The 12347-nt window shown below is 62.0% G+C and carries 13 protein-coding genes; 9 read left to right on the forward strand and 4 right to left on the reverse strand.

Going from position 1 to position 12347, the window contains the following annotated elements; all coding sequences use genetic code 11:
• The first annotated feature begins 62 nt into the window (after positions 1 to 62).
• Genes ACERHN_RS08975 through ACERHN_RS08995 form a run of 5 tightly spaced genes read left to right on the forward strand, consistent with a single transcriptional unit; the run spans position 63 to position 4738 of the window.
• Entirely contained in the window at positions 63 to 1001 is a 939-nt protein-coding gene (locus tag ACERHN_RS08975; protein WP_415922294.1) for a histone deacetylase family protein, read from the forward strand.
• A complete protein-coding gene (locus tag ACERHN_RS08980; protein WP_415922295.1) occupies positions 998 to 1240 on the forward strand; it encodes an exodeoxyribonuclease VII small subunit in 243 nt (80 codons plus the stop codon). Before ACERHN_RS08975 ends, ACERHN_RS08980 begins: the two co-directional genes overlap by 4 nt.
• Positions 1241 to 2101, forward strand: coding sequence for a polyprenyl synthetase family protein (locus ACERHN_RS08985; RefSeq protein WP_415922296.1), 861 nt, complete (start codon positions 1241 to 1243; stop codon positions 2099 to 2101).
• A gap of 9 nt (positions 2102 to 2110) precedes the next feature.
• Positions 2111 to 4039: a 1-deoxy-D-xylulose-5-phosphate synthase gene (gene dxs / locus ACERHN_RS08990; RefSeq protein ID WP_415922297.1), complete on the forward strand. Its 1929-nt coding sequence runs from the start codon at positions 2111 to 2113 to the stop codon at positions 4037 to 4039.
• Between the two features lie 39 nt (positions 4040 to 4078).
• Positions 4079 to 4738: a hypothetical protein gene (locus ACERHN_RS08995; RefSeq protein WP_415922298.1), complete on the forward strand. Its 660-nt coding sequence runs from the start codon at positions 4079 to 4081 to the stop codon at positions 4736 to 4738.
• On the opposite strand, the gene ACERHN_RS09000 is transcribed toward ACERHN_RS08995, so the two are convergent.
• Positions 4723 to 5292, reverse strand: a complete 570-nt coding sequence (locus ACERHN_RS09000; protein ID WP_415922299.1) for an exopolysaccharide biosynthesis protein — start codon at positions 5290 to 5292, stop codon at positions 4723 to 4725. The genes ACERHN_RS08995 and ACERHN_RS09000 overlap by 16 nt on opposite strands.
• 11 nt (positions 5293 to 5303) lie before the next feature.
• Positions 5304 to 6152 carry an SDR family oxidoreductase gene (locus ACERHN_RS09005; RefSeq protein WP_415922300.1) on the reverse strand — a complete coding sequence of 283 codons (849 nt, stop codon included), beginning with the start codon at positions 6150 to 6152 and terminating at the stop codon, positions 5304 to 5306.
• A gap of 75 nt (positions 6153 to 6227) precedes the next feature.
• Between ACERHN_RS09005 and ACERHN_RS09010 the strand changes: the two genes are divergently transcribed.
• Positions 6228 to 6854 (forward strand): class I SAM-dependent DNA methyltransferase, encoded by a 627-nt coding sequence (locus tag ACERHN_RS09010; RefSeq protein ID WP_415922301.1) that lies wholly within the window; start codon positions 6228 to 6230, stop codon positions 6852 to 6854.
• A 4-nt stretch (positions 6855 to 6858) separates the two neighbouring features.
• Here ACERHN_RS09010 and ACERHN_RS09015 read toward each other — a convergent pair whose 3' ends face one another.
• Together ACERHN_RS09015 and ACERHN_RS09020 are read right to left on the reverse strand one after the other, a co-directional pair.
• The gene (locus ACERHN_RS09015) at positions 6859 to 7614 is read right to left on the reverse strand and encodes a class II aldolase and adducin N-terminal domain-containing protein (RefSeq protein WP_415922302.1); all 756 of its coding nucleotides are present in this window, start codon (positions 7612 to 7614) and stop codon (positions 6859 to 6861) included.
• Between the two features lie 98 nt (positions 7615 to 7712).
• Positions 7713 to 8144 (reverse strand): VOC family protein, encoded by a 432-nt coding sequence (locus ACERHN_RS09020; RefSeq protein ID WP_415922303.1) that lies wholly within the window; start codon positions 8142 to 8144, stop codon positions 7713 to 7715.
• 116 nt (positions 8145 to 8260) lie between these two features.
• On the opposite strand from ACERHN_RS09020, the gene ade reads away from it, so the two are divergent.
• The 3 genes from ade to ACERHN_RS09035 all read left to right on the forward strand — a co-directional run bounded on the left by ade (position 8261) and on the right by ACERHN_RS09035 (position 12335).
• Entirely contained in the window at positions 8261 to 10057 is a 1797-nt protein-coding gene (gene ade / locus ACERHN_RS09025; RefSeq protein WP_415922304.1) for an adenine deaminase, read from the forward strand.
• Position 10058: 1 nt separating this feature from the next.
• On the forward strand, positions 10059 to 11504 hold the full coding sequence (locus ACERHN_RS09030; RefSeq protein ID WP_415922305.1) for an AMP nucleosidase: 1446 nt from the start codon (positions 10059 to 10061) through the stop codon (positions 11502 to 11504).
• Positions 11505 to 11591: 87 nt separating this feature from the next.
• Positions 11592 to 12335 (forward strand): hypothetical protein, encoded by a 744-nt coding sequence (locus tag ACERHN_RS09035; protein WP_415922306.1) that lies wholly within the window; start codon positions 11592 to 11594, stop codon positions 12333 to 12335.
• Positions 12336 to 12347: the final 12 nt, after the last annotated feature.

Below are 12347 nucleotides of genomic sequence, written 5' to 3' on the forward strand. Positions count from 1 at the left end.
GGAACGGTCGCCTCACTTTGGATGATGGCCGCTCAAGTTGTATATCACGCGGTGAAAAACAGATGACCACAGCCCTCCTCACCCACGCTGACGGCCTCTTGCACGTCACGCCCACCGGTATGCCCGAGCAGGTGGCGCGGCTGGCCTATATCCAGCGCGCGCTGGAGGATCTGGACCTGCTGCGCGTTGGCCCACCTCTGGCCGATGATGCCGACATTGCGCGGTGCCACCCGCAGGACTACATCGATTTTGTGCGTTCGAAGGTGCCAGCGGACGGCTTTGCGGGCCTCGACCGGGATACGGATGCAGAGACCTTCCTGTCGCCAACGTCTTACAACGCCGTGTGGCGGGCAGCCGGCGGAGCGGTGAAGGCAGTCGATATGGTCTTGGTCGGTGAAGCGCAGAACGCCTTTGTCGCCATGCGCCCGCCCGGCCACCACGCCGAACAGTCCCTGCCCATGGGGTTCTGCATCTTTGGCAACGTCGCCATCGCCGCCAAACATGCGCTGGATCATCATGGGTTGGAACGCGTCGCCATCGTTGATTTCGACGTCCATCACGGCAACGGCACGCAAGCGCTGTTGCAGGACGACCCGCGCGCGCTGGTCATCACCTCGCAGCAGATGCCGCTGTGGCCCGGCACGGGCGAGGCAAGCGACCGCGGGCCTCATGGCACCGTTCTGAACCTGCCGCTTGCGCCCGGCACGGATGGCGCACATGCGGTTGCTGAATACGAACGCCACGTGATCCCCGCGCTGATCAAACATGCACCGGACCTCATCCTGATCTCTGCCGGGTTCGACGCGCATCAGGACGATCCGCTGGCACAGTTGAACTGGACGGCGGACACATACACCCAACTCACCGACCTGCTGACGAAAACTGCACGAGACCTGTGCAAAGGCCGGGTGGTGTCGGTTCTCGAAGGGGGCTATGATCTGGACGCGCTGGCCGCTTGTGCCCGCGCCCACGTCCAATCGCTGATGAAGGCCGCCCAATGACTGACCGCCCCGTAGACGAGATGAGCTTTGAAGAAGCGATGGCCGAGCTGGAACAGGTGCTGGGCCAGTTGGAGCGGGGCGACGTAGCCTTGGACGATTCGATCAAACTGTATGAGCGGGGCGCGGCGTTGAAGACGCGGTGCGAGACCAAGCTGCGCGAGGCCGAGGAAAAGGTCGCCGCGATCACGACGGATGCCGACGGCAATCCCACCGGGCTGAAACCTGTCGAAGGCCTCTGAATGTTTCGCGAACGGCTGACGGACGCGGCAACCGCCATTCAGGCGCAGTTTGACGCCGTGCTGGGGGCGCTACAGCCCTTGCCGGTTGTGCAGGCGATGGGGCACGCCACGAACGGGGGCAAACGGCTGCGCGGCTTCATGGTGTTGGAAAGCGCGCGGTTGCACGGGATCGACCCGGCCCGCGCCATCTGGCCTGCAACAGCGATCGAGGCGCTGCATGCCTACTCGCTCGTCCATGATGATCTGCCGTGCATGGACGATGACGACCTGCGCCGAGGCCAACCCACAGTGCACGTGAAATGGGACGAGGCGACGGCAGTTTTGGCAGGCGATGCGCTGCAAACGCTGGCCTTTGAAATGGTGGCGCACCCGGAGGTGGGGGAGGCGCGCGCCGACCTCACCCTGTCACTGGCCCGGGCCTCCGGGGCGCAGGGCATGGTGCTGGGCCAAGCGCTCGACATCGCGGCAGAGACCGCCAACACGCCCCTGAACCTCGATGAAATTACAGCCCTGCAACGCGGCAAGACCGGCGCGTTGATCGAATGGTCCGCCACTGCTGGCGCGCGGATGGCAAACGCCGATCTTGCGCCGTTGCAGACCTATGCCCGCGCGCTTGGCCTCGCATTTCAGATTGCCGATGACATCCTCGACGTGACCAGCGATGCCGAAACCATGGGCAAGGCCACGGGCAAGGACGACGCAGCAGGCAAGGCAACCTTCGTGTCACTGCTGGGTCTGGACGAGGCGAAACGCCGCGCTGACGACCTCGTGACGCAGGCGTGCGACGCCTTACATGTATATCAAGCGGACGCAGACGTATTGCGGGACGCCGCCCGCTTTGTCGTTGCCCGCAAAAGCTAGAGGCTGATCATGTCAGACCGTCCCGCCACCCCGCTTCTGGACACCATCCAGCGTCCCGCCGACCTCAAACACCTGAGCGATGCGCAACTGCGCCAAGTCGCGGACGAGGTACGCGCCGAAACGGTGTCGGCCGTGTCCGTCACGGGCGGGCACCTTGGCGCAGGTCTTGGCGTGGTGGAACTGACCGTGGCGCTGCACGCCGTGTTCGACACCCCGCGTGACAAGCTGGTGTGGGACGTGGGCCACCAATGCTATCCGCACAAGATCCTGACCGAACGCCGCGACCGCATCCGTACGCTTCGTCAAAAGGACGGGTTGAGCGGGTTTACCAAACGCAGCGAGAGCGCCTATGACCCGTTTGGTGCCGCGCATTCGTCCACGTCCATCTCTGCCGCTTTGGGCTTTGCCGTTGCGCACGATTTGGGCGGCACCCCGCCCGAAGGGTCCGGCGACGCCATCGCCGTGATCGGTGACGGATCGATGAGCGCCGGCATGGCCTATGAGGCGATGAACAACGCAGGCCACTTGAAAAAACGCCTCTTCGTGATCCTGAACGACAATGAGATGAGCATCGCGCCGCCTGTCGGTGCCATGTCGTCCTACCTCTCCAGCCTCTATGCCCAAGCGCCATTCCAGGACCTCAAGGAAGCGGCCAAAGGGGCCGTCAGCCTTTTGCCCGAACCCTTCCGCGAAGGGGCCAAGCGCGCCAAAGAGATGCTCAAGGGCATGGCCGTCGGTGGCACGCTGTTCGAGGAACTGGGGTTCAGCTATCTCGGGCCAATCGACGGGCATGACATGGGCCAGCTCTTGCCCGTGCTGCGTACCGTGCATGACCGTGCCACCGGCCCCGTTCTGATCCACGTGCTGACCAAAAAGGGCAAAGGCTACGCCCCGGCCGAAACCGCCCGCGACAAGGGGCACGGCGTGTCCAAGTTCGATGTGGTCACGGGCGAGCAGAAAAAAGCGCCCAGCAACGCGCCCAGCTACACCAAGGTCTTTGCGCAAAGCCTAACCAAACTGGCCGAGGCGGATGACAAGATCTGTGCGGTGACAGCGGCCATGCCCGATGGCACCGGCCTGAACCTCTTTGCCGAACGCTACCCCTCGCGCTGCTTTGATGTCGGCATCGCTGAACAGCATGGTGTGACCTTCTCCGCCGCACTCGCGGCGGGTGGGATGAAACCGTTCTGTGCGATCTACTCGACCTTCCTGCAACGCGGTTACGATCAGGTGGTGCATGACGTCGCGATCCAGCGGTTGCCCGTGCGTTTCGCCATCGACCGCGCTGGCCTTGTGGGTGCGGATGGCGCGACCCATGCGGGCGCGTTCGACGTGGCCTACCTTGCCAACCTGCCCGGCTTTACGGTGATGGCCGCCGCGGATGAGGCGGAACTGGTGCATATGGTCGCCACCGCGGCAGCGCATGATGACGGGCCCATTGCCTTCCGCTTTCCGCGTGGTGAAGGGACCGGCGTGGATATGCCGGAACAGGGCACACCGCTCGAGATCGGCAAGGGCCGCATGATCCACGAAGGCAAGGGGGTCGCCATCCTGTCCTTTGGCACGCGCCTGTCCGAGGTCGAAAAGGCTGCCGAAAACCTGCGCGCCAAGGGGATCGACCCCACAATCGCAGACGCCCGCTTTGCCAAGCCGCTGGACCGGGACCTGATCCTGAAACTCGCCGCAGAGCACGACGCGCTGATCACGGTCGAAGAAGGCGCAGTCGGTGGTTTCGGCAGCCACGTCGCGCAACTGCTGGCCGACGAAGGTGTGTTTGACCACGGCCTCAAATACCGCTCCATGGTGCTGCCCGACATCTTCATTGATCAGGCGAGCCCTGCAGACATGTACGCCGTCGCCGGCATGAACGCCGAGCATATCGAAGCCAAGGTGCTCGCCGTGCTTGGCGTGACGTCACTTGACGAGGCGCGCGCCTGAGGCTTGCCAGCGCGCAAGCGCTTGGGTCAGTGTCGCGCCATGGATATTCACGCGCGCCCCGTTCTGATCTATCGCTGGATCGTGTTCCTTCTGGCCGCAGGCTACTGCCTGCATCAGCTCGTCTTGGGCAGTTGGACAGGCCCCGGTGGCCCGTTCCGCTACCTCACGATCTGGGCGTTGTTCCTGTCATTCTATGCCGCCAGCCGGATGCTGGCCCTGAGCGAACACCGCATCACGCGACGGCACGACGTGACCGCAATGTGCGCCGCCGTCCTCAACGTGATGGTCGTGTTCCTGTACTGGCGGCTGTACCTGACCGACCCGAGCCTCGTGAACGGGGGCAATCCGATTATCTGGTGGCTGGAATACTACCTCCACGCCCTTGGTCCCGCGCTTCAGATCATCGACGCCATGTTCGTGGGTCGCGTGTTCCGCCGTGTCTGGCGCGCAGCACTTCCCCTCGTGGCGATCATCGCCGCATATGTGGCGTGGGCCGAACTCTTTGTGCAGCGGTTCAACGCGAAACCCGAAGGGTCGGTGACAAGCGGCCTGCCCTATCCGTTCCTCAATTCGATGGACTGGGATGCGCGGCTGAACTTTTACCTGTTCAACGGGGGCACCGCGCTGGTGCTGCTGGTGGTGTTTGGCGTGATTGGCGCGGTGCTCTACCGCGTATGGCGGCCTCAGGTCCCCGCTTGAACCAGCAAAACCACACCGGTGGCCATCCCGCCCACAACGCCATACCCAAACAGCACATAAAGCCCATCGCGAGTGAATAGACCAAAGGTCATCAACGCGAGTGCCAGCGCACCGGTCGTCGTGACAAACGGCAACAATTCGAGCATCGGCCAGACCAACGGCACACACATGCACAGCAGATAGGTCAAACCGCGCAGCGGCCCCGCCGTCAGAATGCGGAGCCGGGGATGTGAATGACGATCCACCCAACCCGCAGGTTTGCGCATTTTGCCGATCGCCTTTGTGAACCGCGCGCTGTCCATGCGCCGATTGCGCAAAATGTCCGGCAGCCACAGATGTGGTCGCCGCAACGCGGCCTGTCCCATGATCAGCAGGATCACAATCGCCGACAGCGTCGGAAGGCCAGGAATGCCCGACAATGGTGAAATCAGCATCATCGAAATAGCAAGCACGACCGGCAGGATGGACCGTTCACCCATCGCATCAAGCACGTCCTGCACCGAAACATCTGACCCGGCACCTGCCTGTTCCAGCCTGTCCAGCAAACCGGTCAACGTCGTATCCGTCACTGTTCCGCGGCAAGCAAGGCGGCAAGCCCCTCCCGGTATGACGGATAATGCAGCTGCACGCCCAGCTCGTCCTTGATCCGGTCGTTCCGCACCTTCTTGCTTTCGGCATAAAAGCTGCGTGCCATGGGCGTCATTTCGGCGGTCTCAAAATCTTCGGCGGGCGGCAGGGGCAGGCCAAGCAATTCGGCTGCGTGACCGATGACATCCTGCGGCGGGGCCGGATCATCGTCACATACGTTGTAGGCGGCACCCGGGTTCGGCCGGGCAATAGACGCCGCAAGGATTTGTGCAATGTCTTCGACATGCGTGCGTGAAAACACCTGACCCGGCTTGATCACCCGGCGCGCTGTCCCCGCCCGCACCTTGGCAAAGGGGCCACGACCCGGGCCGTAAATCCCGGCAAGGCGAAAGATATGCAATGGCAACCCCGGAATACCCGCCCAAGCCGCTTCTGCCGCCTTCCGCCACTGGCCCCGGCGGGTCGACGGGGTCAGCGGTGTCGTCTCATCGACCCAGTCCCCTTGATGATCGCCATAGACACCGGTTGTCGACAGGTATCCGACCCACGCGAACTGTGCCGCGCGTTCCGCAATTTCATCACCCAACTCGCGCAGAACCGGATCACCATCCGCGTCCGGCCCCGCAGAAATCAACAGATGCGTGACCCCATCGAGGTCCACCGGAGCGCCGGGAAAAATCACTGGCGTGATCCCAGTCTCTGCCAACTGCGCCGCCTTGTCTTCTGATCGCGTGGTGCCAGTGATCTGCCACCCTCGTGGCAACAGCAGCCGCGAAAGCGCCTTGGCCGAATACCCGTGTCCAAATGAAAAAAGTCGTCCCGTCATGTGGCATAGGTGGCCCGTCCGCCCGCGCAGGACAAGCCCCTTGCCACAACTGCAACGCCGCGCCCTAATGTGGCCATGACCAAGGATCCCTCACTCGACCGCGCCTATGCACTGCAAACACCGGACGATTCCGTTGCGCTCTATCGCGATTGGGCGGACAGTTATGACACCAGTTTTGCCCAAGACAGTGACTATATCTTGCATGCGCAGGTGGCGCGTCACTTTGTTCTGGTGGGTGGGTTCGGCCCGGTTCTGGATGTTGGTGCGGGCACCGGCCTGTGTGGTGCGGCCCTTGCCGCACGCGGGATCACGCCCATTGATGGCACGGATATCTCCGCGGAAATGCTGGATGTGGCACGCACCAAAGAGGTGTATCGCGATCTGTTTACCGCAAACCTGCTGGACGGATTGCCTGTTCCCGCACAACCGTATCAGGGCGCGGTGAGTTCCGGCACGTTCACCCATGGGCATGTCGGACCCGACGGGATTGATCCGATACTGGCCGTGTTGCGACCCGCCGCCTGGGTGGTGATTTCCGTCAATGCCCAGCACTATGCCAGCGCGGGGTTTGATGCAAAACTACGCGCGTTAGAGCCGCATATCACCGATTTGCATCTGACCGAAGTGGCGATCTATGGTCCAACAGCCAGCGGCGCGCATTGCGATGACACCGCATTGCTCGTGGCCTTTCGCAAAGCATGAGCGACTACGACGCGTAGTTTGAACCTTCTTCGTCGAGTATGGCCTTGAGCTCCGCCAGGTGCCGTTCATCCTGCTCGGGGTAATCCTCGATCTCCTGCGCCGTCTTTGCCGCAATATCATCGGGAATGATCCGCAGCGGACGTCCCGTTTGCAGCGCGAGCAAATAGGTCTGGCACGCGCGCTCGAAATAGAACATGCGGTTGAACGTTTCCGCGACCGTTGCCCCGATGACCATGATGCCGTGGTTGCCCATCACCATCACCTTCTTCTTCGGGTCCTGCATCAGCGCGGCACACCGCGCGCCTTCCTCCTCAAAGGCCAGCCCGCCATAGGCTTCGTCCACCACGACCCGGTCAAAGAACATCGCGCCATTCTGATCCACGGGTGGCAGGGTGCTGTCGGCCAGCGCGGCGAGCGCGGTGGCATAAGGTGAATGCACGTGCATCGCACAGCGCGCATGCGGACAATGACGATGCATCCCGCCATGCAGACCCCATGCCGTGGGATCGGGCGCATCCGGCCCTTCCATGCTCGTGGGATCGTTGGCGTCCACAATGATCAGATCGGACGCCTTGATGCGGGAAAAATGCACTTGGTTCGGGTTCATCAGAAACCGCGTCCCGTCCTCATTGATCGCAAAGCTGAAATGGTTGGCCACGGCTTCGTGCATGTTCAAACGCACGGTCCAGCGGAACGCCGCAGCAAGATCAACGCGCTCCTGCCAATGATCCATATTCGGGCGAATGTCAGTGACGGTCATAGCGCGCTCCGGTTTGTGCTTGGGCAAATCTGCGCGCAGCGAACGCCCGGATCAACTCAAAATACTGGCCCAAAAGCGACCTTGTGCAAATGCGTCGTTCAGGCGTCCATGTCCCTGGCCCGCGATGGCACCCAGGCATAGCCATTGTCGTCCAGGATATACGCCTCACGCAGACCGTGCGGTTTGTCGCGTGGTGCGGCAAGGATCGTGGCACCGTGCGCCTCGGCCAGTGACACGGCATCGTCGGGGTCAGTGTCATAGAGGTGGATTTCGATACCGGCGCCGCGCGGCGGGTTTTCCGGCAACAACCCCAAAAGCGGGTTGGCGTGATAGGTCCCGTCGCTGTGCAACTGAAACACCTGATCACCATAGGTCATAATCGCAAAATCTGCGGTCGGCTGAAACGCCGACATGCCGAAAACCGTCTCTAAAAAGGCGACTTCGGCGGGCACGTCCCGCACCAACAAGTTCAGACCGAGGCCCCTGAGGCTGCGGCCAAAGCTGTCTGCGTCTGTGGTTTCATAGTCCATGGCCCAAGCGTTGCTGATCCGTCCCAACGCGTCAAGCCATGGGGAATTGGCCGCCGATTGCGCGACAAGACACCGCCCCCTCTTGCACATGCCCGCATTTCTTGATCCAACGGGACATGGAACATGACCTTTTCCCGTCCTGGCCCGATGTCGCCCCAGATCTTGTGAATGTTGCCGCCGGCCGTGCGCCCGCCGACACGGTGATCCGTGGCGGTGTGTGGGTGAATGTGCACACGCGCGAAACACTGCCCGACCATGACATTGCCATCAAACATGGGCGCATCGCTTGCGTCGTTCCGGATGCTAGCGCGCAGATCGGGCCGGACACCGAAATCATCGAAGCACAGGGGCGGTACATGGTGCCGGGCCTGTGCGACGGACACATGCATATCGAAAGCGGGATGCTGACCCCCGCGGAGTTCGCCGCCGCCGTTATCCCCCATGGCACGACCACGATGTTCACGGACCCACACGAGATCGCCAATGTACTTGGCCTCGAAGGGGTGCGGTTGATGCATGACGAAGCGTTGATGCAGCCGATCAGTATCTGGACACAAATGCCGTCCTGCGCACCGTCCGCGCCCGGCATGGAAACCACCGGCTTTGAGATCAGCGCCGAAGACGTTGCAGAGGCGATGGATTGGCCCGGCATCATCGGCTTGGGCGAGATGATGAATTTCCCCGGCATGGCCGCCGCCGATCCGCAGATGCTGGCCGAGGTTGCAGCAACGCAGCGGGCGGGCAAGACGGTGGGCGGGCACTACGCTTCGCCTGATTTAGGCTCTGATTTCGCGGCATATGTGGCAGGCGGCCCCGCCGACGATCACGAAGGCACCTGCGAAGAAGATGCCATTGCGCGGATGCGTCAGGGGATGCGGTCGATGATACGGCTGGGCTCGGCCTGGTACGACGTGGAAACCCAAATCACCGCCATCACGGAAAAAGGGCTCGACCCGCGCAACATGATCCTGTGCACCGACGATTGCCACTCTGGCACGTTGGTGAAGGACGGCCATATGAACCGTGTTGTACGGCACGCGATTGACTGCGGTTGCGACCCTCTGATCGCGCTGCAAATGGCGACGCTCAACACAGCCACGCACTTTAGTCTCGAGCGTGAGATTGGCTCGCTTACGCCGGGACGCCGCGCGGATGTAATCCTGACCTCGGACCTGACGACCTTGCCCATCGAACAGGTGATTGCACGCGGCAAAACCGTCTCTATCAACGGCGAACTGACCGCGGAATGCCCGCACCTCGATTGGGCCGACCACAGTCGGCAGACCGTGCGCATGGGCGCGCCCAAGACCGCCGCCGATTTCGAGATCGCAGCCCCGAGCGGCGCCAATTCCGTCACCGCCAACGTGATTGGCGTGGTTGAAAACCAGGCCCCGACCAAAGCGCTGAAACGCGATATGCCCGTGCGCGACGGCAAGGTCGAAAGTCACGGCGACACCTGCCAGATTGCATTGGTCGAACGGCATCGCGCCACGGGCGGTGTGACAAATGCGCTGGTGTCCGGCTTCGGCTACACGGGCAAGATGGCGATGGCCTCCACCGTCGCACATGACAGCCACCACATGATCGTTGTCGGCACCGACCGCACACAGATGGCATTGGCCGCTAACCGCCTTGCCGAAGTGGGCGGCGGCGTGACCCTGTTCAAGGACGGCATGGAAATGGCGCTGGTCGAACTGCCCATCGCGGGTCTCATGTCCGACAGCCCGGCCAGGGATGTCGCTGCCAAGGCAGAACAATTGGGTCAGGCGATGCAGGCCTGTGGCTGCACTCTCAACAACGCGTACATGCAGCATTCGCTGCTGGCCTTGGTCGTTATCCCGGAATTGCGCATCTCGGACCTTGGACTGGTCGATGTGCGCAGTTTCGAATTTATTCCCGTATTAGAGACGTAAAATGACCCCATCCGATCACAAAGAATACCACGATCCCGCCGCCGCGGTCGCGCATCTGCAAAGGTTGTATGCCGAAGCATCGGACTATCTGTGCACCCAGTTTGCCAAGGCCATGACCGATGGCGCACCCGAAGGTCGGGTGCGGGCCTACTATCCTGAAATCCGGTTCACGACCAAAAGCTATGCGCAGGTGGACACACGGCTGAGCTTTGGTCACGTGTCCGCGCCGGGCACCTATGCCACCACCGTCACCCGGCCCGATCTCTTTGCCTCATACCTGACGCAGCAGATCGGCCTTTTGATCAACAACCACGGCCAACCGGTGGAAATCGGGTATTCCACGACACCGATGCCCGTGCATTTCGCCGTGGCCAATGACGCGGGCATCACCGTGCCCCAACAGGGCGCAGCCAGCTTTCCGCTGCGGGATGTGTTCGACGTGCCGGACCTGTCCACCACGAATGATGACATCGTCAATGGCGTCTATGAACCCAGCGATGGGGTCGGTCCGCTCGCGCCATTCACGGCACAACGCATTGACTATTCGCTGGCGCGCCTTGCGCACTACACCGCGACCGATCCCGCCCATTTCCAGAACCACGTGCTGTTCACGAACTACCAGTTCTACGTGTCGGAATTCGAGGCATATGCCCGCAAGGAACTCGATGACCCGGACAGCGGTTACACGTCCTTTGTCTCTACCGGAAACGCAGAGATCACGGCGGGGGACCAACCGCTGGAAACCAGCCCGAAGATGCCGCAAATGCCGACCTACCACCTCAAGCGGGCGGACGGGTCCGGCATCACACTGGTCAATATCGGCGTCGGTCCATCCAACGCCAAAACCGCAACCGACCACATCGCCGTGCTGCGCCCGCACGCATGGCTGATGGTCGGGCACTGCGCCGGGTTGCGCAACAGTCAGGCGCTTGGCGATTTCGTGCTGGCCCACGGGTATCTGCGCGAGGACAACGTGCTGGATCAGGACCTGCCGCCCTGGGTGCCGATCCCCGCGCTGGCAGAAATCCAGATCGCGCTGGAAGAGGCGGTGGCACAGGTCACGGAACTCGAAGGCTACGAGCTGAAGCGGATCATGCGCACCGGGACGGTGGCCAGCTATGACGACCGCAACTGGGAACTGCGGGATCAGCACGGGCCGGTGCAAAGGCTGAGCCAGAGCCGCGCCGTCGCCCTTGATATGGAAAGTGCGACAATTGCCGCCAACGGTTACCGGTTCCGAGTGCCTTACGGCACGCTTTTGTGCGTGTCGGACAAACCGCTGCACGGAGAGCTGAAATTGCCGGGCATGGCGTCCGATTTCTACAAGACCCAAGTCGCACGACACCTGATGATCGGCATTCGCGCGATGGAGCAGCTGCGGGACATGCCGCTGGAACGCATCCACAGCCGGAAATTGCGCAGCTTTGACGAAACGGCATTTCTCTAGAACGGCTGTGGACATGCGAGGACACAAGGCCATCAGATACTGCACACCCCGTGGCGTCGGCGCGCGCGGCGCAAGCGTCGTAATGTGATGCGCGTCGGGTTTGTCGGAAATTCCCACCTCGCCGCGTACAAGGATGCGCTTGACGACATCAACGCGGACTTCCCGGACCGTCGGCTGCAATTCTTTGGCCTGCGCAATCCGGTGTTTTTCCAATCACCGGATTTGAACGGCACAGCGTTGCGGCTGGATGAGCCGCTCGATGACACGGGCCACCAACTGATCAATCCCGAGGGAGCGTATCCGTTGCCGCTCGGGACGTTTGACGCGGTTCTTTTGACGTCGCATCCGTTTTTCTTTCACCCGTTCGCGGAAGAGTTCGCCAAGATGGACCGCCCCGGCGGGCTGACGACTGCGCGCAACAACACGATGGTGGTCACGCGCGCATTGCGAAACATGATACGGCGCCGCGCGCGGCAATATGCGGTGCGTCTGCGCCAGTTCTTTCCGGTGCATGACAACATGATGGTCGTGCAGGCCCCGTTTCCCTCGATCGATGTGACTGCGCTTGGCGGCGCATTTGCCTATCTCGCGGGCCACCCGGCACAGGACGCGTTGTTCGAAGACTATCAATCCATCCTTGCCACCGTGTGCGTGAGACGTGGATTGCAGTTAAAGCAAGCGGACCCCGCGGTCCTGACCGAGCCGTTTTTCACCAAAGCGAAATACGCGCGGTCCTTTGGCGAGGCCCAAGATACAGACATCCCGATGTCGGATTACATCCACATGAACGCGTCCTATGCCCGACACAGCTTTGCCAGACTGATGGGCTGACAGGGGTGTTCC

The organism is Tateyamaria rhodophyticola (genome assembly GCF_047777875.1).
Lineage (GTDB): Bacteria > Pseudomonadota > Alphaproteobacteria > Rhodobacterales > Rhodobacteraceae > Tateyamaria.